Below are 21,785 nucleotides of genomic sequence, written 5' to 3'. Positions count from 1 at the left end.
AAAGATGAAAAGGGCAGCCCAGGCTGCCCTTTTTTCTGTCCATAGCCGTTACACTACAGAACTCGAGCCCTTCCCGGCCTGTCCTATGCAGGTCGCGTCGAGGCGACCAAAGACTGCTCAGGAGTAAAGCATGCGTAAACTGATTCTCAGCGCCGCGCTGGTCGCCGCCAGCGTATTCGGTATGGCCGCCGTGCAGGCCGCTGAACCTGCCACTGCCGGCAAGGAATATATCGAGCTGAGCAACCCGGTGCCGGTCTCGGTGCCTGGCAAGATCGAGGTCGTCGAGCTGTTCTGGTACGGCTGCCCGCACTGCTACCACTTCGAACCGGTCATCAATCCATGGGTCGACAAGCTGCCCAAGGACGTCAACTTCAAGCGCGTTCCAGCGATGTTCGGTGGCCCCTGGGATGCCCACGGCCAGATGTTCCTGACGCTTGAAGCCATGGGTGTTGAGCACAACGTCCACAACGCGGTGTTCGATGCTATCCAAAACAAGCGCATGCGCCTGACCAAACCTGAAGAAATGGCCGAGTTCCTGGCGACCCAGGGTGTGGACAAGGACAAGTTCCTCGCCACCTTCAACTCCTTCGCCATCAAGGGCCAGGTCAACCAGGCCAAAGAGCTGGCCAAGAAGTATGAAATCACTGGCGTCCCAAGCATGGTGGTCAACGGCAAGTATCGCTTCGACCTGGGTACCGCCCAAGGTCCGGAAGGCGTGCTGAACGTCGCCGACCAGCTGATCGCCAAGGAGCGCGCCGCTAAGTAAGCGGCGAATGCCATGGGCCGCTTTCGCTCAACCCGAAGCGTCGGCCTGCACCAGCCGCAGGTCAACGAACACCACCTGCAGGCCACTGGCCTGCCGGCCGATGGTCGCCTGCGGCTACTCAGTTTCAATATCCAGGTCGGTATCAGCACCGAACGCTACCGCCACTACGTGACCCGCAGCTGGCAGCACCTGCTGCCGCACAACGGCCGGGCCGGCAACCTGCAGAAGATCGGCGAGCTGCTCGGCGACTTCGACCTGGTGGCCTTGCAGGAAGCCGACGGCGGCAGCCTGCGTTCGGGCTACGTCAACCAGGTGGAGCATCTCGCCCAGTTGGGTGCCTTCCCCTACTGGTACCAGCAGCTCAACCGCAACCTCGGGCGCTTTGCCCAGCACAGCAACGGCGTGCTCAGCCGGCTCAAGCCCCAGCACCTGGAAGACCACCCATTGCCCGGCCCTGCCGGTCGCGGGGCTATCCTGGTGCGCTTCGGAGAGGGTGAGGACGCGCTGATCGTGGTGATGATGCACCTGGCGCTGGGGTCCAAGACCCGTGCCCGCCAGCTGGCCTACATTCGCGAGCTGATCGGCGGCTACCGCCACCAGATCCTCATGGGCGACATGAACACCCATGCCAACGACCTGCTCGACCATTCGCCCCTGCGTGATCTCGGGCTTGTCGCGCCCCAGGTCGAGGCCACTTTTCCCAGCTGGCGTCCCCAGCGCTGCCTTGACCACATCCTGCTCAGCCCGAGCCTTACGCTGGAACGCGTTGAGGTGCTGGCGCAGCCAATTTCCGATCACCTGCCCGTCGCCGTCGAGATCCGATTGCCTGATGCCCTGACTGTGGATACGCTGCCGGTCCTGAGTTAGTCCTGCCTGGGTGAATCCTGCACTCAAGTGTTGGGCTTTTCCGCCGAAATCCAGTGATTGCAGGACTAGATGCCACCACCCGTTGCGGAACCAGGCATGACCGAAGAAGCCGAGCGCTGGAAAGAAAAATACCTCAAGAGCATCGAGCAGCAGGAAAAGCTCGAGCGGCGCTGGGAAGCCCGCCTCGACCTGCTGCGCCGTGGCCTGGTGCGCAGCACCCTGGCCGCAGAGGGTAGTGACAAGATCGTCGACCAGTGCATGAAGGAAATGCGCGAGGTCATCCGTGGCGACAACATGGACGCTGGGCTGGCCGGGCTGATTCCGCGCCTGGAAAAAGCCGTGCTCGACTCCGAGCAGCGTCGCGAGACGCGCATGAACCAGGTCAGCGAAGCGCTGACGGCGCTGGTCAGTCAACTCCAGACCCTGCCGTTGCCGGGCGAAGTCGCCCGCCCCTTGAAAAAACTCGCGAAGAAGCTCGACGGTGGCGTCAGCCAGTCTCGCGAGCTACCGCCGTTGTTGGGCGAGCTCAGTGGTTTGCAGGGGCGTGCCCTGAGTGCCGTGCAAAGGCCGGACGAAGAAGCCAGGCCCGGATTCTTGCAGCGCCTGTTCGGTGGCCGTGACGAGGTGTTGGCCGACCTGGCGCCGCTGCCCGTTGCAGGCGAGCCCCCGCCTGCGCAACCTGGCCCCGTGGCGCCTGTTGCTGCGGCGCAGGATGCCGATGAGCTGCATGCCTTGGCACCGGAACCACAAGTAGCGCAGGTAGCGCCCGCCCTCGAAGCACCGGCCCCGGTGGCCGAGGCCGAGTTGCCAGGCCCAGCGCTGGTCGAAACCACGTCGATGGTGGCCGCTGAGCCCTTGACACAGCCTGAGGTGCAGACGCCCCCCGTGCCGGTCGCAGCCGAGCCTGAGCTCAGCCAAGCCGAGTTTGAACCCTTGCCCCCCGAAGCGGCACCGGAAAGCCTGCTGGAGGGTGAGGCGCAGCCGCCCGAGGACAGCCTCGGCGAAGACGGCCCCTACGCCCTGCCTGATGCCGTCGAGCCGCCCTACAGCCAGGTCGCCGCGCATATCGAGCAGACCCTGATCGGCCTGCTCGACGACCTCAGCCTGCCCGAGCGCCACAAGGCCCAGGCCCTGCAGATGCGCGAGCGGGTCTCGCGAGGCCTGAACTGGTACGAGCTGATCCCGGTGCTGGATGACCTGGCTGTGCTCATGCTGGCGATCACCGACAGCGGCCAGCACGAGTTCGAGGCTTACCTGCAAGAGCTCAACGGGCGTCTGGAGAGCTTCCAGAGCCACTTGCACGAAGCCAGCGCCGGCCATGCCGACAACAGTTCTGCCGCCCGCGAATTGGACAGCCAGCTGCGTGAGCAGGTCGATGGGCTGCAAAGCAGCGTGCAGGGCGCCGCCGATGTCGATAGCCTCAAGCACATCCTCGAGAGTCGCCTCGAAGGCCTGCTGGTAACCATGGACGAGCACCAGCATGAGCGTGACCGTCGCGAGCAGGAACTGGCTGGTCGCCTGCAAGGGTTGGCCGAGCGGGTGGCAAGCATGGAGCAAGAGGCCCAAGGTTACCGCGAGCACCTTGAGGAACAACGGCAGAAGGCGATGATCGACCCACTGACCGGCCTGCCCAACCGCGCCGCCTGGTCTGAACGGGTCGAGCGCGAGGTACTCGACTGGCAGGAGCACGGTGGCCATCTGGCCATGGCCATCCTCGACCTCGATCATTTCAAGCGCATCAACGACGGCTACGGTCACCTGGCTGGCGACAAGGTGCTGAAAATCGTCGCCGAGCAATTGCGCAAGCGCCTGCGCGGCCACGACTTCATCGCCCGTTTCGGCGGCGAGGAGTTCGTGTTGCTGATGCCGCAGACCTCGCCGCCGGCCGCTGCGCAGGTGGCCGAAACGTTGCGCGCGGCAATCGAGGCCTGCCCGTTTCACTTCAAGGGGGAGCGGGTGGTGATCACCACCTCGATCGGCCTGAGCGCCTTCCGCTCCGGCGAGCGCGGCGACCAGGTGCTCAAGCGCGCGGACGAGGCGTTGTATCGTGCCAAGGGCAATGGCCGCAATCGTGTCGAGCAGGCATAAATAGCTACCTCACCGGCATCTGCACGGTCGTCGACACTGCGGGCCGGCGCTGGACGTCCAGCGCTTTGCCCTTACTCGATCGACATTAGGAGTCGAACATGAACATTGCCCGCTACAGCCTGCCGTTGCTCCTGGCCCTGGTATTCCAAGGTTCCGCCATGGCCCACGACGGAGTCTTTACCGCCCATATCGCCGCCGATGGCCGTGTCCTGAGCCAGTCGCCGCAGTGGATCAGCCAGGTGCAGGCCCAGCCCCAAGCCAACTACTTCACCCAGTACAAGCTGAGCCTGGACAAGGACCAGCTGCGCCAGGCCCCGGGCTTCTGCTCGGTTTCCCCGCTCGATGCCAGTAGCTATGACCGTCAGTTGCACGGCGCGGCCAAGGTGATTGGCAAGCCACTGGCCGACAAGCTGACCGTGCAGACCCAACTGGTCGATACGCAAGGCCCCAGCGGCGACAACTCGCTGGAGTTCCAGGTGCTGTGCGTGCGTTGAGGCGCGATGATCCTGGCAACCCCAGGCGCGGAGCACGTTATACTGTAGCGCTAATGTCGCCTATTTCATGACGTGCTCCCTGCAATGAAAAGACTCATCACCGCCCTGTTGCTCCTGACCCTGGCCGGCTGTTCCAGTGGTTTGCGCATCGACCGCAGCCACCCTTCGGCGAATCAGGACAGCCGTATCCAGTTCGTTGTCCTGCATTACACCAATGCCTCGCTGGAGCGCTCGCTCGCCCTGCTTACCCGCGGTGAAGTCAGTAGCCACTATCTGATCGGCGATGGCCCGGCCACGGTCTACCAGCTGGTGGACGAGAACCGTCGCGCCTGGCATGCCGGTGACAGCCAATGGCAGGGGCGCACCTGGCTCAACTCCAGCTCCATCGGCATCGAGATCGTCAACCCGGGCTACACCGACACCCCGTCCGGGCGGGTCTGGCACCCGTACAGCGAAGCACAGGCGCAGGCGCTGATCGCGTTGCTCAAGGACATCGTCAAGCGCAACAACATCGACCCCCGGCACATCATCGGCCACAGCGACATCGCCCCGCTGCGCAAGCTCGACCCAGGCCCGCTGTTCCCCTGGAAACGCCTGGCCGACGCCGGCCTGGGCATCTGGCCCGAGGCCAGCGCGGTAGCGCGGCAACAGGCCTACTTCGAGGTCAATCCGCCGACCATCACCTGGTACCAGCAACAGTTGGCGCGCTTTGGTTATGCCATCGACCAGACCGGTGAACTAGATGTGGCCACTCGCCATGTGATCGCCGCGTTCCAGATGCGCTTTCGCCCGCAGCGCTTCGACGGCATGCCTGACGCGCAAACGGCGGCGATGCTGCAGGTGCTCAACCGTAGGCGCTAGCGCCATCAGACAGTAGTGGGGGCGGGCGTGCCCGTCGCCCCAACTGTATCGTGGGGTAACCCCGAGCCCAGGTTTTGGCGCTTGCCAACTGCAGATGCCCAACGGCCGCGCCAACCGAGGAATCCGTTGCTATACCTTTGGTATTCAACTGGATGCCGCGCATGTCTGCCCTGTTCGCCGTGGTGCGTCAATTTTTCCACCGTCCCTGGCTGCTGGCCGCTCTCGCGGCCCTGGCCAGCGCCGCGCTGTTGCTGGCCGCCAGTGTCGGGTTGACCCTGCAACAGATGAAGCAGAGCGAAAGCGCCCAGATGTATGCCCAGGGCGAGCGCTTTCTCGAGCGCCTCGAGCAAGTGTTCGGCCAGTTGCGCGAGGCGGTCGACCAATTGCAGGCGCAGCCCCTGCGCGGTTGCGATGCGACCATGCTGGCGCAGTTGCAGCAGGTGGCGCTGAAGTCGCGCTTCATCTATGAGGCGGCGTACGTGAACGGCACGCAGGCTTGCTCCAACCGCGGTGGCGAGCGCAACATCGAACCGCTGCGTACCCCGGATATCCAGGGACCGACCTACAGCTACTGGCTCAACACCACCACCGAACCCAACGAGAACCTCGCCGCGCTGATGCTCGGGCGTGGCAATTTCATGGTGTCCACCTCCAGGGGCCATCTCACCGACGTGGTCGACTTGCCAGCCGGCGGCAGCCTGCTGGTGGTGCTGGACCATAGCACCCGCGCCATTCCGGTGCTTGGCCCAACACAGCACTGGCCACCGATCGCCGATTGGCCACCACCCTCGAACAAGTCGCTGGTCGAGCTGCCCGACCGACTGGTGTACCGCATGGCGACCAAGTCGCCGGACTACCAGCTGGTGCTGATCGCGCCCAGGGCCAGCCTGCCGCTAAAGCTCAATGGCATGCTCTGGCTGCTGTTTCCCGGCAGCCTGGTCCTGGCGTGCTGTATCGGCTGGCTGGTGCTGCAACTGATCCTGCAACGGCGCTCGATGAGTGCCGAACTACAACAGGCCCTGCGCCGGGGCGAGCTGCAGGTGCTGTACCAGCCAATCTTCGAGCTCGACAGCCGCCGCTGCGTGGGCGCCGAGGCCCTGGTGCGCTGGCGCCGCCCGGACGGCAGCCTGACCAGCCCGGAGCTGTTCATCCCGCTGGCGGAGAATACCGGACAGATTCGCCAGATCACCGACTTCGTCCTGCAGCGGGTGCTGGAGCAGCTGGGGCAGTTGCTGCGGGCCAATCGGCATTTGTATATCTCGGTGAACCTGGCGGCGTGCGATGTGATGGTGCCGCGTATCGGCCGGGTGGCGGCGCGCCTGCTGGCGCAGCATCGGGTGGCTGCCAGCCAGATAGCCTTCGAGGTGACCGAGCGTGGCCTGATCGATGTGGTGGTGGCTCGGGACAACCTGCAGGCCCTGCGCACGGTGGGACACCAGGTGCTGATCGACGACTTCGGTACCGGCTATTGCAGCCTGGCTTATCTGCAGACTTTGCCGGTGGACTGCCTGAAGATCGACAAGTCGTTCATCGATGCCCTTGGTCACGATGCCGCCAGCAGCGGCGTGGCCCCGCACATCATCCGCATGGCCCACGACCTGCACCTGCGGGTGATAGCCGAGGGCATCGAGTGCGAGGACCAGGCAGTGCTGCTCAACGCCGAGGGGGTTCACTATGGCCAGGGCTGGCTGTTCGCCCACCCGCTGAATGCCCGTCAGTTCGCCGAGTTGATCACCCGCGGTCGGCGGGTGGCGGGCCGGCGCATCGACGATGAGCCTTGAGGCTACCCTCGCGTGCCAGCGGCACCCTGCAGGGCATGTCAGACCGGCAAGGCCATGTAGAACTGCGTGCCCTGCCCTGGCCGGGAGAACACCCCCATGCGCCCGCCATGCAGCTGTACGATTTCCTTGCACAGCGCCAGGCCCAACCCCGCCCCGCCTTTCTTGCGGCCAACCTGCACGAAGGGCTCGAAAATCCGCCCCTGTTGGCCATAGGCGATACCCTCGCCGCTGTCCTCGACACTGATGATCACCCGTTCGGCGTGCCGACGCGCATGCAGACGAATGCGCCCGCCGCTGCCGGTATGGCGGATCGCGTTGTGCAGCAGGTTGTCCAGCACTCGGTCGAGCTGGGCGATGTCGGCCTGGATCCGCGGCAGTGGCGGCTCCAGTTCGGCAACCAGTTCGACCTGCTTGGTCGTGGCCTGCTCGGCGAAGCGCGCCTGGGCGCGCTCGAACAGCTCGCCGAGGTTGCACGGTTGCAGCTCCAGTTTCTGCAGGCCGCTCTGGTAGCGTGAGAAGTTCAGCAGGTCATTGATCAGCTGGGTCAGGCGCTGCATCTCCTCGCCAATGGTCTCCAGCAGGTCGGTCTCGCGCGCTTCGGGCGGGAAGCTGACGCGTTCGCGCAGCAGGCCGAACGCCATGTGCATGCCGGTGACCGGCGTGCGCAGCTCGTGGGAGGCACGCAGCACGAATTCGCTGCGCACCCGCTCGAAGGCGCGTTGCTCGGTGACATCGTGCAGCACCATCACCGCCCCGAGAATCGGCCCCTCGGGGTGGCTGACCGGCGTCAGGCTGTAGGTCAGCAGGCGGCTTTCCTCGTCCACCTCCAAGCTCAGGTCGTCGGGCGGGCGATCCAGGCTGCCACCGCGCAGCACCTGGCGCAGTTGCTGCTCCAGCTCTGGGCGTTGCAGGGCCTCGGCCAGGCTTACCCCCAGGCGGCTGGGGTCCCAGCCGAGCTGGCGCTGGGCTACCGGGTTGAGGTGTTCCAGGCGCCCCTGGCGGTCGATGATCAACAGCCCGTCGTCGATGCTGTCAAGCACGGCTTGCAGCCGCTGCTGCCCGGCCAGCAACTCGTCGATATTGGTGGCCTGGTGCTTGCGCAGGGCATCGGCCATCAGCCCGAAGCGCCGGGTCAGCTGGTTGAGCTCGGTGGCTTGGGTGACCGGCAGGGTCACGTCGAAGTTGCCCTGGCCGACCTGGTCGGCGGCTTTGGCCAGGGCCTCGATCGGCTGGCCGAAGCGCCGGGCGATGTTGTGCGCGGTAATGAAACCCAGGACCAGCACGGTCAGGCCCATCAGGCCGAGGACGCCGCCGACCAGCAGGGCGTGGTCGCGGGACTGTTCCTCGCTGCGGGTGATGTGCTCCAGGGCCTGCTTGTGCGAGTCGATCAGGTCGTTGCGCACCTGGTTGAACGCCGCGCCCAGCGGCTGCTCGACCCCCATGCTGCGGGCCGGTACCGGGCTGTCGCGGTAGGCCTGGAGGAAGGCCTGGTAGTTGCTGCTGGCCTTGCTGAACCCGGTGCGCTCGCCACCCTGCTCCAGGCCTTGGTTGAGCAGGTGCTGGAACTGGTTCTGCAAGGTGACCAAGTTGTTTGGATCGGTGTCCAGATCGAGCATCAGATTCAGCTGTTCGCCGAGATTCTGTCGCAGTTGCAGGCCCAGGGACAGGGTGTGGGTGGTGTCCTGCACCAGGCGCTGCTGCAGGGTCGCCATCTGCAGCACGCTGACCAGCCCCAGCAGCAAGCCCAGCAGCGCCACGGTCACCAGCGCAGAGATGCTGAGGAACAGCCGTGTGCGCAGCTTCATCGGCCATCTCATAGGTTGTACTGCTTGCGCTTGCGGTACAGGGTGGAGGCGTCGATGCCGAGGGTCTTGGCGGCCTGGTCGAGGGTGTCGCTGGCGGCCAGCACCGCACCGATATGGGCCCGCTCCAGTTCATCCAGGCTGAGTGCGGCGCCGACTCGTGGGGCGTTGCTGGCGGGCGCCTCGGCCATGCCCAGGTGGCTGATTTCCACGCGCTCCTGAGGGCAGATGATGCTGGCGCGTTCGATCACGTTGCGCAGTTCGCGGATATTGCCCGGCCAGCGGTAGTTCAGCAGCGCGGTACGGGCTTCGTCGCTGAAGCCCCGGGCTGGGCGCGAGTACTCCTTGACGAAGCGCGCCAGGAAACGGTCGGCCAGGGTCAGGATGTCCTCGCTGCGCTCGCGTAGGGGCGGCAGGTGCAAGGTGATGACATTGAGGCGATACAGCAGGTCTTCGCGGAAGCGGTTTTCGCGCACCATCTCATCGAGGTTGAGGTTGGTCGCGGCCAGGATGCGTACATCCGCGCGACGGGTGACGGGGTCGCCGACCCGCTCGTATTCCTTGTCCTGGATGAAACGCAGCAATTTTGGCTGCAAGGTGAGGGGGAAATCACCGATCTCGTCGAGGAACAAGGTGCCGCCGTCCGCCTGGCTGACCCGTCCCAGGGTGCTTTCGCTGGCACCGGTGAAGGCGCCGCGGGTATGGCCGAACAGTTCGCTTTCCATCAGTTCGGCGTTCAGCGACGGGCAGTTGATGGTCACGCAGGCCTTGCGCGCCCGCTTGCTCCAGCCATGGATGGCCCGGGCCAGCTCGCCCTTGCCGGTGCCGGATTCGCCAAGGATGAGGATGTTGGCGTCGGTGGTCGCTACCTGCCGGGCGGTCTCCAGTACCGCCATCATTGCCGGGCTGTGGGAGTCCAGGCCGTCCTTGGGCTTGCGCACCTCGCCTTCGAGGGCTTCCAGGCGTGCCGACAGCTGGCGCACCTCCAACTGCTTGGCGGTCGCCAGGCGCAGCTGGTCGGGGCTGCACGGCTTGACCAGGTAGTCGGCGGCGCCGGCCTGGATCGCATCCACCGCGGTGTCGATGGCCGAGTGGGCGGTGACGATCACCACCCGCATCCACGGCGCCTGGATACGCATCTGTGCCAGGACATCCAGGCCGTTGTCCTCGCCCAGGCGCAAATCGAGGAAGCACAGGTCGAACACCTGGCGTTGCAGCAGGGTCTCAGCCTGTGCGGCGCTGTTGGCGGTGGCCACGCTATAGCCCTCGTCTTCGAGGCAGTAGCGGAAGGTACGCAGGATGGCGGACTCGTCGTCCACCAGCAGAATGCGGCCTTGGTTGTCCTGGGCTGATTCCATTTTTCCTGCGCTCCTTAGGGATTGGTCTCAATTAGTGTCGGAAAAATCGGGCAAGTTGCATGGTCGATTCTGATTGATTCCGCGCCATGCATGCTAGCTGAGTGCCTTCATGATGGCTAAGTGATTGATAAACCGCAGGATGGTTCCCTGTTTTGCACTGGCACGCCGCTTGCGCCTGCCTTGGGTTGAGCTATTCGCAAGGAGATCTCTTCATGTTTCGTTCCCTCCGAATGACCGCGCTGGCTGCCTGCCTGCTCCCGATGATTGCCCCGGCGCTGGCCGACCCGGTGCAGGATGCCCGCCTGGAAGGCGCCCTGCAGACGGCGTTGTCACTCAATCGCATGCTCAATCCCTTCTCTATAAAGGTGCAGGTCGATGGCCAGCGGGCACGGCTGACCGGCGAAGTCGAGAACCCGGTAGAGCGCGCCTTGGCCGAGCAGGTGGCGTTGGCCACCCGTGGCGTGGAACAGGTCGACAACCAACTGCGGGTCAATCCGCAACTGGTGGAGCGGCCACTGGAGCTGCGGGCTTATGCCCAGCGCCTGGAGGACGCCACCTTGGCCGCGGTGATTCGTGCCCGTTTGTTGTGGAGCCGGGTGACGGAAAAGGCCCCCATCGAGGTTCAAAGCCGCGACGGCGTGGTGACCTTGCGCGGCAAGGTGGACAGCCCGCAGGCCAAGGAACTGGCCGGTGTGTTGGCGCGCACCAGCACCGGCGTGCACCTGGTCAACAACCTGGTCAGCCTGGACAGCACCGCGCTGGCCAGGGCTCGGGAGGTGCCGGTGGATGCGCCGGATGGCCCGCAGCCCAGCGATAGCTGGATAGTGGACAAGATCCAGGCCAGCTATCGCTTCAGCCGCAACCTCGACGGCCTGAACCTCAAGGTTGCCAGCGAGCAGGGGCTGGTCAGGCTGGCCGGCGAGGTGGTCAGCAGCGAGCAGAAGACCATCGCCGTGGAGGTGGCGCGGCAGATAGTCGGTGTGCGTGGTGTGGACGCCGACCTGCTGAAGGTGGCGACCAAGGTGGAAGGCTGAATCGTGCAATTCGCACGGTTCGCTAGCCGGCATCGTGCAGGATACGTCCTTTAGGTTTTTCTGATTAACAGTTAAGTATCTGATTTGTAAGTATTTTTTTAGATAGTAAACACTGGCATGCAGCCTGCAACAGTCCTTCCAGCATGGATAACAAGTACAGCAGGAGGAGCCGGCATGAATCGCCACAACGTCAACCGCGCACAGGTCACCGACTGGCCGCTGCGTCAGCTGCTGTTCCTTGGCATGGCCGTATTGCTCACCCTGGCGGCCGGCCAGGCGTACTACAGCTGGCAGACCGCTCGGCTGGCCGAGCAGGTGGCGGCGCAGACCGCCCTGTTGACGCAGTTGAGGGCCACTACCGGCAACACCTTGGTTCGGGCCGCCGAACCGCTGCCCCAGGGCGACGCCGCGCCGGCAGTGCTTGAACGTGTCGAGCCTCAGGAACGCTGGGTGTTCTGATCCTGCCACCGCATACCGATTTCGCACGAGAAAAGGAGAAACATCATGCTGAGTTGGGCTATCACCTTCCTGATCATCGCCATCATCGCCGCGGTTCTGGGCTTTGGTGGTATCGCCGGCGCCGCGACCGGCATCGCGAAGATTCTGTTCATCGTCTTCCTGGTGCTGTTCGTGGCGTCCTTCTTCTTTGGCCGCGGCAGGGGTTGACGATCATGGGCAGGATGCTCCCCAAGCTGCTGGTCACCGCCCTGTTGCTGGGCGGTGGCACGGCGGTGATGGCCGCCAACGACGGCCAGGCCCGGGTCAACCAGCTGCTGGGCAGCGACCCGGAATACCGCCAGACCTGGCAGAAGACCATCAAGGATGAAGAACGCTTGCCCGAGTGGGTGATCAACCTCAGCGGCAGCTCGGCGCAGCAGATGTCGGCGGTGACCGAGGATGGCGATCGCTACCTGGTCGGACCGCTATGCGAAGCTGAGGACAAGTGCACCTACAAGCGCCTGATCGTCGCATTCAGCTGGGACAAGGACGATGCCTACGGGATGCTCGTGGAAGTGCCCGAAGGCTTGCCCACGGACAAGTCGCCTACCCGCCATGCGGACTACCGCTGGCTGGGCAAGCCGGACGACGGCATGAAGGCCTTGTTGCAAGAGCAACTCAAGCGCGACCCGAACTGGTACTGACCAACGGTCGCGCGCTGTAACGCTATAGAAGCTGAACCTTTTTATCTTTCTGGCTTCTATGATGCGCCGCCCCGAGGAGGGGTAGCGCATGACCAGGGGGCCGGGCTGTTCTGATTGTTGCAGGATCGGAGTGGCCTAGGGGCACAGGGAGTGCCTCCGTCATGGGCCGGGTCAGGAGAAGGTGGCATCGGAAGTTGCAGGTCGGTTGGCGCGCATTTGGGTGTGACTGATCTGGCTTCCGAAGCGCCTTATGTAGGAATCCTTTCCTATATACGGGCGACATTTTTCTCAGACACATTTTGTCGCTACCGTACATCGAAATTTTTTTACCTGTCCGACACGTCAGCTTGAGTGGCATTTCAGCCATTCGGATTGTCGAACACGCCACGTCCACCCATATCGTCACCCCGCCAAATCTGCCGGAAAATGGCGTTTTGGTCTTGTTCGGAAATCCGAACGTTGAAAATCAAGGGCTTGGCGATGCCCGATTTTGCCTTCCGGTATCATGCCGATTCGGCATAGGGTAGTCGTTTCCGGCATTAGACTGCCCCCTCCCCGCATCGCAATAGTTGCCGCCTTTTTCCTCGGCCCGAGCGCCAGTCAAGCTCGCTCGCGGTGTCCTTACAGAGGGGCAGCGGCCCGCAAAGTTGTCATCCAAGATCCTTTCCAAGGCTCTGGGATGCGCTTTTCAGACCGATGCTCGTGACCACTACAACAAAGGGTAATGACATGAAGAAGGCAAAACTGAGCCTCGCCTGGCAGATCGTCATCGGTCTGTTGCTGGGCGTTGCAGTCGGCGCGCTACTGAATCATTTCAGTGCAGAAAAGGCATGGTGGATCAGCAACGTCCTCCAACCTGCCGGCGACATCTTCATTCGCCTGATCAAGATGATCGTCGTCCCGATCGTGATTTCGTCGCTGATCGTGGGCATCGCCGGGGTTGGCGACGCGAAGAAACTGGGCAGCATCGGTCTGAAGACCATCATCTACTTCGAGGTGGTGACCACCATCGCCATCGTCGTCGGCCTGGTCCTGGCCAATGTGTTCCATCCGGGCGCCGGCATCGACATGAGCACCCTGGGCACCGTCGACATCTCCAAGTACCAGGCCACCGCGGCCGAGGTGCAGCATGAGCACGCGTTCATCGAGACTCTGCTCAACCTGATCCCGTCGAACATTTTCGCGGCGCTGATGCGTGGCGAAATGCTGCCGATCATTTTCTTCTCGGTGATGTTCGGCATGGGCTTGTCGAGCCTCAACGCCGACCTGCGCGAGCCGCTGGTGCGTACCTTCCAGGGTGTGTCGGAGACCATGTTCAAGGTCACCCACATGATCATGAACTACGCCCCGATCGGCGTGTTCGCCCTGATCGCCGCCACCGTCGCCAACTTCGGCTTCGCCTCGCTGCTGCCGCTGGCCAAGCTGGTGCTGCTGGTGTACTTCGCCATCGCTTTCTTCGCCTTCATGGTGCTGGGCCTGGTGGCGCGCGTGTTCGGTTTCTCGATCATCCGCATCATGCGCATCATGAAAGACGAGCTGATCCTCGCCTACTCCACCTCCAGCTCCGAGACCGTGCTGCCGCGCGTGATCGAGAAGATGGAGAAGTTCGGTGCGCCGAAGTCGATCTGCTCGTTCGTGGTGCCGACTGGCTACTCGTTCAACCTCGACGGCTCGACCCTGTACCAGAGCATCGCGGCGATCTTCATCGCCCAGCTGTACGGTATTGACCTGTCGTGGAGCCAGCAGTTGCTGCTGGTGCTGACCCTGATGGTCACCTCCAAGGGCATCGCCGGCGTGCCGGGCGTGTCGTTCGTGGTGCTGCTGGCCACCCTGGGCAGCGTGGGCATTCCGCTCGAAGGCCTGGCCTTCATTGCCGGTGTCGACCGCATCATGGACATGGCCCGTACCGCGCTGAACGTGGTGGGCAACGCCCTGGCCGCGGTGGTCATCGCCAAGTGGCAGGGCATGTACGACGCCGAGAAGGGCGAGGCGTACTACCAGTCGCTGGTGCTGGCCAAAGGCGCCCAGCCAGCGTCGGTGGCGGGCAAGACCGTCAACCAGTAAGCCTTTTGCGCTGAACGAAGAGCCCCGACCTGGTCGGGGCTTTTTGCATTATGCAGGGCGACATGGCCCCCGTAGGAGCCGGCTTGCCGGCGAATCAGGCGACGCGAATGTGGCACCGGCCTTGCCGGTGTTCGCCGGCAAGCCGGTTCCTACAAGGGCAGTGCAATGCCAGTTTGCGCTATCATTCGGGCATTTTTCACGGGGGACTACACGGATGCTCAACGGCCTGTGGCTCGGCTTTTTCCTGGTGGCGGCCATCTCCGCCCTGGCCCAGTGGCTGGTAGGCGGCAACGCTGGCATCTTCGCCGCCATGGTCGAGAGCATCTTCGCCATGGCCAAGTTGTCGGTGGAGGTCATGGTCCTGCTGTTCGGCACCCTGACATTGTGGCTGGGCTTTCTCAAGATCGCCGAGAAGGCCGGCATCGTCGAATGGCTGGCCAAGGTCCTTGGCCCGCTGTTCGCCCGGCTGATGCCGGAGGTACCGCCGGGCCACCCGGCCCTGGGCCTGATCACCATGAACTTCGCCGCCAACGGCCTGGGCCTGGACAACGCCGCCACGCCGATCGGCCTCAAAGCCATGCGTGCGTTGCAGGAGCTCAACCCCAGCAGCAGCACGGCGAGCAACGCGCAGATCCTGTTCCTGGTGCTCAACGCCTCGTCGCTGACCCTGCTGCCGGTGACCATCTTCATGTACCGCGCCCAGCAAGGCGCTACCGACCCGACCCTGGTGTTCCTGCCGATCCTGCTGGCCACCAGCGTTTCTACCCTGGTCGGCCTGCTGTCGGTGGCGGTGATGCAGCGCTTGCGCCTGTGGGACCCGGTGGTGCTCGCCTACCTGATCCCCGGCGCGTTGTTGCTGGGCGGCTTCATGGCGTTGCTCGGCAGTTTGTCAGCCGTGGCCCTGGCCGGCTTGTCGTCGATCCTCGGCAACCTCACGCTGTTCGGGGTGATCATCGTGTTCCTGGTGATTGGCGCGTTGAAACGGGTGCAGGTGTACGAAGCCTTCATCGAAGGCGCCAAGGAAGGCTTCGACGTGGCCAAGGGGGTGTTGCCCTACCTGGTGGCGATGCTGGTGGCGGTTGGTGTGCTGCGTGCCTCGGGTGCCCTGGAGCTGGCCCTGGACGGCATCCGCCATGCGGTGGGCTGGCTGGGCCTGGACACCCGCTTCGTCGAGGGCCTGCCAACCGCGCTGGTCAAGCCGTTCTCCGGCAGCGCGGCGCGAGCCATGTTGATCGAGACCATGCAGACTCATGGCGTCGACAGCTTCCCGGCGCTGGTGGCCGCGACCATCCAGGGCAGCACCGAGACCACTTTCTACGTGCTGGCCGTCTACTTCGGCGCGGTGGGTATCCAGCGCGTGCGCCACGCCGTTGGCTGCGCCCTGCTGGCCGAGTTGTCCGGGGTGATCGCGGCGATCTTCGTCTGCTACTGGTTCTTCGCCTGAGCCTGGGCGACCGTCCAGGCGATCACCTGGCGCGTCAGTGTGTCACTGGCCGCGCCAAAGCCGGCGACCACGGCCGGTACCTTGCCGTCGTTCAATGGCTGGCGTACTTCGAAGCGCTGACTGGCGAGGATGCGCTGGTTGCGCCCCTGCACCAACCGGGCATCGTAGCGGATCACCACTTCCAGTTGGGCGCCCGCGTGGTATTCGCTCTGGAACGCCTGTAGCTCACCGCCCAGTTCGTAGTCGGCCTGCAGATTGCTGTCGTCGGCGCTCAGGCGCTGTACTCGGCCGTCACGCTGGAAACCGTCGAGCAGGCGGTTGCGCAGCAGCATCGGCACCGGGTCGCTCCAGCGCGCGCCCTTGTAGCTGCTGATCACGTCACCCTGGGGGATCACCGCGATGCGCGGGCCGGCCAGGGCTTCGCTGGTTAGCGGCTTGTTCAGGCGCAACGACCAGTCCAGCGGCGCGGCGTTGGCCGTGGCCTGGCCCACCGGCAGGCGGTAGACATCCACAGGCTCGCTCTGCGGCAGGATCGAGCAGGCCGAGACCAGGCCCAAGGTGGCGGCCAGCGCGGCCAGGCGCAGCGACGGGATCATGGCTGGAACTCCTTGTTGTTGTCGCGACCTAGCAGGTAGCCGCTGGGGTCGGCCTCCAGGCGCCGGGAAATGCCCTTGAGGGCGTTGAGGGTCTCGCGCAGTTCACGAATGGCCGGGGCCAGCTGGTTGAGGCCTTGGGCGCCGTCGTCGAGGGACTGGCGGTTGTCCTTGAGCAGGTTGTTGATGGTCGCGGTGCTCTCGGCCAGTGACTGCATGGCCTGCTCGGCGCTGCCGATAGCCTGTTTGCCCTGGTTGCCGAGCAGGCCGTTGGCGTTGCGCATCAGTGCCTGGGTCTCGGCGAGGGTGGCGTTGGCCTGGCGGCCGACTTCGGCCAGTTGCGCCAGGGCGTCGGCGATGCCGCCGCGCTTGCTGGCGAAGGCGCCGGTGGTCTGGTCGAGATTGGCCAGGGTGTTGCTCAGGTGCTCGACGTTGCTTTGCGAGAACATCTGGTTGGCGTTGTGCAGCAGCAGGTTGATGTTGGTCACCAGGTCGCTGCTGTCGTTGAGCAGGCGCGAGATTGGTGATGGCGAGGCGACGATCACCGGCAGCTTGCCGTCCTTGCCCTTGAGCTCGGGGCTTTGTGGGGTGCCGCCGCTGAGCTGGATGAACGAGTTGCCAGTCACCCCGGCCAGGGTCAGCTTGGCCTGGGTGTCCTGCTTGACTGGCGTGTCGGCGCTCAGGCGCACCCGCGCCAGTACCCGGCGCGGGTCCTTGGGGTCCAGGCGCAGGGTGCTGACGTCGCCGACCTTGATGCCGTTGTACTGCACCGGGCTGCCGCGCGACAGGCCCGACACCGCTTCGTTGAACACCACCTCGTAGTCCTTGAAGGTGTCGTCGACGCTGGCTTTGGTCAGCCACAGGCCGAACAGCATGGCGCCGGCCACCACCAATACGGTGACCAGGCCGATCAGGACATGATGAGCTCGGGTTTCCATCGTTCAGCGCTCCTGGCGGGCGCGCAGGGCGGCATCTTCGGCCGCCCGGCCGCGCGGGCCGTGAAAGTATTCATGGATCCAGGGATCAACGGTCTGCTCGACCTCGGCCAGCGGGCCGGCTACCAACACCTTCTTCTGCGCCAGCACGGCGATGCGGTCGGTGATGGTATACAGGGTGTCGAGGTCGTGGGTGATGAGGAACACCGACAGGCCCAGGGCGTCGCGCAGGGTCAGGATCAACTGGTCGAAGGCGGCGGCGCCGATCGGATCGAGGCCGGCGGTGGGTTCGTCGAGGAACAGGATGTCTGGGTCCAGGGCCAGGGCGCGGGCCAGCGCGGCGCGCTTGACCATGCCGCCGGACAGCGAGGCTGGGTACTTGTCGGCGGCGCTGATCGGCAGCCCGGCCAGAGCCAGCTTGACCCCGGCCAGGTGCTCGGCGTCGGCCCGCGACAGCCCGGCGTGCTCGATCAACGGCAGGGCGACGTTCTCGGTCACGGTCAGCGACGAGAACAGCGCGCCCTTCTGGAACAATACGCCGAAGCGCCGCTCGATCAGCGAGCGCTGCGTCTCGCTGGCCGTGGCCAGGTCCTCGCCGAACACCTTTACCTTGCCCTCGTTGGGCCGGCGCAGGCCGACGATGCTGCGCAGCAGCACCGACTTGCCGCTGCCCGAGCCGCCGACCACGGCGAGGATCTCGCCGCGGTACAGGTCCAGGTCGAGGTTCTCGTGCACGCTCTGGCTGCCAAAGCGGTTGCACAGGCCCCGGGCTTCGATCACCGCTTCGCTCACCAGCCCATCTCCATGAGGAACAGCGCGGCCACGGCGTCCAGGACGATGACCACGAAGATCGATTGCACCACTGCCGAGGTGGTGTGGGCGCCGACCGACTCGGCGCTGCCGCTGACCTTGAAGCCTTCCAGGCAGCCGATGGCGGCAATCAGGAAGGCGAAGAACGGCGCCTTGGCCAGGCCCACCAGGAAGTGCTGCACGCCGATGTCGCTTTGCAGCAGCGAGAGGAACATGGCCGGCGAGATGTCCAGGGTCAGGGCGCAGACCACCGCGCCGCCGACCATGCCGCAGATCATCGCGACGAAGGTCAGCAGCGGCAGCGCGATCAGCAGTGCCAGTACCCGCGGTACGACCAGCAGCTCGATGGGGTTCAGGCCCAGGGTACGGATGGCGTCGATCTCTTCGTTGGCCTTCATCGAGCCGATCTGCGCGGTGAAGGCGCTGGCGGTGCGCCCGGCCATGAGGATGGCGGTCAGCAGCACGGCGAACTCACGCAGGAAGGAGAACGCCACCAGGTCGACGGTGAAGATGGTCGCGCCAAAGTCGGCCAGCACCGTGGCGCCGAGGAAAGCCACCACCGCGCCCACCAGGAATGTCAGCAGGGCGACGATCGGCGCGGCGTCCAGGCCGGTCTGCTCGAGGTGGGCGACCACCGGGGTTACACGCCAGCGGTGCGGCTGGAACAGGCGCAGGAACAGGGTCTGCAGGATCAGGCCGATGAAGCCCAGCACCTGAAGGGTATCCTGCCAGAGCTGATCGACGGCGCAACCGATGCGCGCCAGCAGCAGGATCAGCACCGGTCGTTCGGGTTGCTTGACCGGGATGCAGTAGTCCTGCACCGAGCGATACACGTTCTCCAGTAGCGCGCGGCTGGCTTCGGGGAGCTCGTCGGTGCAGTGGGCCAGGCGCTTGGCACCGAGCAGTTCGGCCAGCAGCGAAGCGCCGGCGGTGTCCAGGCGGCCAAGCTGGCTGAGGTCGGCGAGGGTATCCTCGCCGTACTGGCTGCCCAGGTGCTCGCATTCGCGCTTGAGCTCGGCGTAGTGGGCCAGGGTCCAGTCGCCGACGATGCGCAGGCGCGAGGGCTGCTCGGTGGTGTCCAGGGTGGCGCTCGGAACGGTCATGGGCTCCATGCTTCTGACAATGGGCGGCGAGTCAGATCATAGCGCAGCAGGCAGCGATGAGCAGTGCATTCCTACAAGGGCTTTGGGGTGTCTTCCACCACCTTGAACCGCAACACCCCGATCACCTGCCCGTCCTCGGTCAGCACCCTCACCTGCCACTTGCCCACCGCGTTGGGCGGGAAGTTCTGCTTGTGGGTCCAGGCGCGGTAGCCTTCCTTGCGCCCGCCGTGGATATCCAGGGCGATACGGTCGACCTCTTTGCCGTCGAGCTGCCACACATGGTAGATGCGCTCGTTCAGCCCGCGCGGCGCGTTGATGGCGGTGTAGGCATACAGCCCACCACTGCGGATGCGGCTGGCCGCCACTTCCTCCAGCGACGCGCCTGGCTGGCGGTTGAGCACCTCGGTGCTGATCGCCACGTCGGTCATCCACAGCGTGGCCGGCGGCACCCACGAGCGCAGCAGCCAGCCGCCGCCGCCCACTGCCAGGGTGACCAGCACCAGGGCCACGCCGCGGCGCCAGTTGTTGATCGGGAAGCTGCTGGCCAGACTCGGGAACGACAGCGCCATGGCGGCGATCAGTGCCAGCTTGAAACTTTGCGCGGTAGTCAGATGCAGGATGATCGGCAGCGCCGTGAGCATGGCCGCGAACAGCGTCAGGGTGTGCAGCGCCAGGAATAGCCAGCGCCGCGGCGCCAGCCACTTGTGGTACAGCGGGTCGACGATCGAGATCAGCCCCGCGGCACCGAGCAGGCCGGTGAACACCAGCTGGCCGCTGTTCCAGGTGGTGGTGATGAAGAAGAACGGCAGGACGAAGAACAGGCTTTCCTGGTGGATCATCTGTGTCGCGAAGCGTAGCAACGGTTGCGGGATCTCGCGCTTGAAGGTGCGGGCGAACAGCTCGGTGAGAGTGTTCTCCAGCATCAGCCAGACCCAGCTGACCAGCATCGCGATGGCGATCCACCTGGCCAGGCCGGCCTGGCGGTCGACCAGGATGAAGCTGCCGATCCCCGAGAGGAAACCGTAGAGCGCGATGATGCCGGGGTAGCGCTTGAGCAGCTCGATGATGCGCAGGATGAAGCTGGGGAGTGGGGGCATGGGTTTACAACAGGAAAAGGCGTGTTCGAGGCGTCGTGGGAGCGGGCTTGTCCCGCGATGACCTCATCGCGGGGCAAGCCCGCTCCCACGCAGACGCTGTTGGCCGACAGGATACCGCCGAATCAAGGCTCCCGTGTAGCGCCACTGGGGCGATTGGCCACCACGCGGCGCCGGCGGACCAGCCCCGCGGCCAGGATCAACCCCAGCAACAACGCTACCAAGCCATACAGCTCGTCATACCCCAGCAACGGCTTTTCGATGCGCAGGTATCCCGGCTCCTTGAGCAGCTCGCGCAGCGCCGCATCGGCCTGTTGCAGGCTGACTTGGCGAAGTTCTCGCACCGGGTCGGTGAAACGCCCGTCCTCGTAGGCGTTGAGCGCCCCCCAGTAGTAGTCGGCGAGCGCCGCGTTGCCCTGGGTGGTCCAGCTTTCCCGGGCAATCGTCGCCTCCTTGATGCGGGCGAAGGTGTCCGGGTCCAGGCCATGCTTGCGCAGGTGGTCGAACAACTGCTCGAGTACCTTGAGTGCCTTGTCGAGGTCCTGGCGCTCGAGGTCGGCATTCAGGCTAAGCAGCCCGCTGTCGCCAAAGCTCTCGCGTTGCGCCGACGGCCCGTAGGACAACCCATGGCGCAGGCGCAACTGGTCGTACAGCGCCCAGTCGAGGTAGCGCGACAGCAGTTCGAGGGTCTGGTCGTGCCCCTCCTCCAGGGTCGGCTCGATGAACAGCCAGTGCAACTTGACGTTGTCGCCCAGCCAGCCGCGGGTCAGGTCGCGACGCGGCTCGGCCTGCTGGCTGATGCTTTCGAGGTTGCGGCGTTCTTCGGGCTCGGTCGCCGGCAGCTCGCCAAAGGTGCGTTCCAGGTAGGCCGGCAGCAGGCGGTCGAGGCCGCCGACGACGATCAGCGACATGTTGTTGGCCACATACCAGTGCTCGCGCAGCTGCTGGACCTGTTCCAGGGTCATGTCGTCGAGGTTGGAGCGCTCCGGGCATTTCAGGCCCAGCTCGGTAGCCAGCTGGTCACTGGCTGGGTGACCGATGTCCTGGCGGTCCAGCCAGCGCTGCAGTCGGCCGTAATGGCCACCGTCCTCGCGTTCGATGATCTTTTTCGCGGTGGCCAGCGCCTTGGCGTCGATTTGGGTATCGCGGACCACCGCCAGCAGCAGGTCGAGCACCTTGCGCTGGTTGCGCGCCGGGGCTTCGATGACGAAGGTGGTGTCGGCGCTGCTGGTGAAGGCGTTCCACTCCCCGCCCAGGGCCTGGATGCGTTCCTCCAGGCCGCCCTCGCCCGTCTCGTCGATACCGCTGAACAGCAGGTGCTCTAGCAAGTGTGGCAGCTCGCGCTGGTCACAGTCGAAGTCGTCCAGGCCCACGCCTACCACCAGGCGGATCGACACATGGTCGCGCTCGTAGCCGGACTTTAGGATCACCTGCAAGCCGTTGGGCAACAGGTAGCCCTCCACCCGCGAGCGGTCGAGGGCGAATGTGGGCAGGCTGCAGATCAGCAGGCAAACGAACATCAGGCAACGCATGGGCGAGCTTCGGTCTC

The 21,785-nt window shown here is 64.8% G+C and carries 20 protein-coding genes; 12 read left to right on the top strand and 8 right to left on the bottom strand.

The window, feature by feature from the left end; genetic code table 11:
* Positions 1-130 precede the first annotated feature (130 nt).
* The 6 genes from dsbA (at position 131) to E3U47_RS00775 (ending at position 6,857) form a co-directional block, all read left to right on the top strand.
* Positions 131-766 (top strand): thiol:disulfide interchange protein DsbA, encoded by a 636-nt coding sequence (dsbA, locus tag E3U47_RS00800; protein ID WP_134689044.1) that lies wholly within the window; start codon positions 131-133, stop codon positions 764-766.
* A 12-nt stretch (positions 767-778) separates the two neighbouring features.
* Entirely contained in the window at positions 779-1,633 is an 855-nt protein-coding gene (locus E3U47_RS00795; protein ID WP_134689043.1) for an endonuclease/exonuclease/phosphatase family protein, read from the top strand.
* Positions 1,634-1,729: 96 nt separating this feature from the next.
* Complete coding sequence (locus E3U47_RS00790; protein ID WP_134689042.1) at positions 1,730-3,721, top strand: GGDEF domain-containing protein; 1,992 nt, start codon at positions 1,730-1,732, stop codon at positions 3,719-3,721.
* A gap of 98 nt (positions 3,722-3,819) precedes the next feature.
* On the top strand, positions 3,820-4,215 hold the full coding sequence (locus E3U47_RS00785) for a hypothetical protein (protein ID WP_134689041.1): 396 nt from the start codon (positions 3,820-3,822) through the stop codon (positions 4,213-4,215).
* Between the two features lie 84 nt (positions 4,216-4,299).
* A complete protein-coding gene (locus E3U47_RS00780) occupies positions 4,300-5,076 on the top strand; it encodes an N-acetylmuramoyl-L-alanine amidase (RefSeq protein ID WP_218568137.1) in 777 nt (258 codons plus the stop codon).
* 161 nt (positions 5,077-5,237) lie between these two features.
* A complete protein-coding gene (locus E3U47_RS00775; protein ID WP_177414178.1) occupies positions 5,238-6,857 on the top strand; it encodes an EAL domain-containing protein in 1,620 nt (539 codons plus the stop codon).
* A gap of 38 nt (positions 6,858-6,895) precedes the next feature.
* Here E3U47_RS00775 and E3U47_RS00770 read toward each other — a convergent pair whose 3' ends face one another.
* Together E3U47_RS00770 and algB are read right to left on the bottom strand one after the other, a co-directional pair.
* Positions 6,896-8,674, bottom strand: a complete 1,779-nt coding sequence (locus E3U47_RS00770) for a KinB sensor domain-containing domain (RefSeq protein WP_134689038.1) — start codon at positions 8,672-8,674, stop codon at positions 6,896-6,898.
* Positions 8,671-10,017: a sigma-54-dependent response regulator transcription factor AlgB gene (gene algB, locus E3U47_RS00765; protein WP_134689037.1), complete on the bottom strand. Its 1,347-nt coding sequence runs from the start codon at positions 10,015-10,017 to the stop codon at positions 8,671-8,673. Before algB ends, E3U47_RS00770 begins: the two co-directional genes overlap by 4 nt.
* A 212-nt stretch (positions 10,018-10,229) precedes the next feature.
* Between algB and E3U47_RS00760 the strand changes: the two genes are divergently transcribed.
* The 6 genes from E3U47_RS00760 (at position 10,230) to E3U47_RS00735 (ending at position 15,701) form a co-directional block, all read left to right on the top strand.
* Positions 10,230-11,051, top strand: coding sequence for a BON domain-containing protein (locus E3U47_RS00760; protein WP_134689036.1), 822 nt, complete (start codon positions 10,230-10,232; stop codon positions 11,049-11,051).
* A 174-nt stretch (positions 11,052-11,225) separates the two neighbouring features.
* Positions 11,226-11,510, top strand: a complete 285-nt coding sequence (locus E3U47_RS00755; RefSeq protein WP_134689035.1) for a hypothetical protein — start codon at positions 11,226-11,228, stop codon at positions 11,508-11,510.
* A 45-nt stretch (positions 11,511-11,555) separates the two neighbouring features.
* Positions 11,556-11,717, top strand: coding sequence for a DUF1328 domain-containing protein (locus E3U47_RS00750; RefSeq protein WP_008092060.1), 162 nt, complete (start codon positions 11,556-11,558; stop codon positions 11,715-11,717).
* A gap of 5 nt (positions 11,718-11,722) precedes the next feature.
* Entirely contained in the window at positions 11,723-12,193 is a 471-nt protein-coding gene (locus E3U47_RS00745) for an inhibitor of vertebrate lysozyme family protein (RefSeq protein WP_134689034.1), read from the top strand.
* 729 nt (positions 12,194-12,922) lie between these two features.
* A complete protein-coding gene (gene gltP, locus E3U47_RS00740; RefSeq protein WP_134689033.1) occupies positions 12,923-14,257 on the top strand; it encodes a glutamate/aspartate:proton symporter GltP in 1,335 nt (444 codons plus the stop codon).
* A 214-nt stretch (positions 14,258-14,471) separates the two neighbouring features.
* A complete protein-coding gene (locus tag E3U47_RS00735) occupies positions 14,472-15,701 on the top strand; it encodes a nucleoside recognition domain-containing protein (protein WP_134689032.1) in 1,230 nt (409 codons plus the stop codon).
* On the opposite strand, the gene E3U47_RS00730 is transcribed toward E3U47_RS00735, so the two are convergent.
* The 6 genes from E3U47_RS00730 to E3U47_RS00705 form a co-directional block, all read right to left on the bottom strand.
* Complete coding sequence (locus tag E3U47_RS00730; RefSeq protein ID WP_134689031.1) at positions 15,683-16,297, bottom strand: ABC-type transport auxiliary lipoprotein family protein; 615 nt, start codon at positions 16,295-16,297, stop codon at positions 15,683-15,685. The genes E3U47_RS00735 and E3U47_RS00730 overlap by 19 nt on opposite strands.
* Entirely contained in the window at positions 16,294-17,232 is a 939-nt protein-coding gene (locus tag E3U47_RS00725) for an MlaD family protein (RefSeq protein WP_134689030.1), read from the bottom strand. The genes E3U47_RS00730 and E3U47_RS00725 overlap by 4 nt, the downstream gene beginning before the upstream one ends.
* Positions 17,233-17,235: 3 nt before the next feature.
* The gene (locus tag E3U47_RS00720; protein WP_134689029.1) at positions 17,236-18,021 is read right to left on the bottom strand and encodes an ABC transporter ATP-binding protein; all 786 of its coding nucleotides are present in this window, start codon (positions 18,019-18,021) and stop codon (positions 17,236-17,238) included.
* On the bottom strand, positions 18,018-19,151 hold the full coding sequence (locus E3U47_RS00715; RefSeq protein WP_134689028.1) for an ABC transporter permease: 1,134 nt from the start codon (positions 19,149-19,151) through the stop codon (positions 18,018-18,020). Before E3U47_RS00715 ends, E3U47_RS00720 begins: the two co-directional genes overlap by 4 nt.
* Before the next feature lie 62 nt (positions 19,152-19,213).
* The gene (locus E3U47_RS00710; protein ID WP_134689027.1) at positions 19,214-20,239 is read right to left on the bottom strand and encodes a DUF5924 family protein; all 1,026 of its coding nucleotides are present in this window, start codon (positions 20,237-20,239) and stop codon (positions 19,214-19,216) included.
* A gap of 122 nt (positions 20,240-20,361) precedes the next feature.
* Entirely contained in the window at positions 20,362-21,768 is a 1,407-nt protein-coding gene (locus E3U47_RS00705; RefSeq protein ID WP_134689026.1) for a pitrilysin family protein, read from the bottom strand.
* Positions 21,769-21,785: the final 17 nt, after the last annotated feature.

Origin of the sequence: Pseudomonas sp. RIT623 (assembly GCF_004519305.1) — a bacterium.
Classification (GTDB): Bacteria; Pseudomonadota; Gammaproteobacteria; order Pseudomonadales; family Pseudomonadaceae; genus Aquipseudomonas.
The sequence above is the reverse complement of the archived record's forward strand: the minus strand, read 5'-3'. Positions and strand labels throughout refer to the sequence as shown.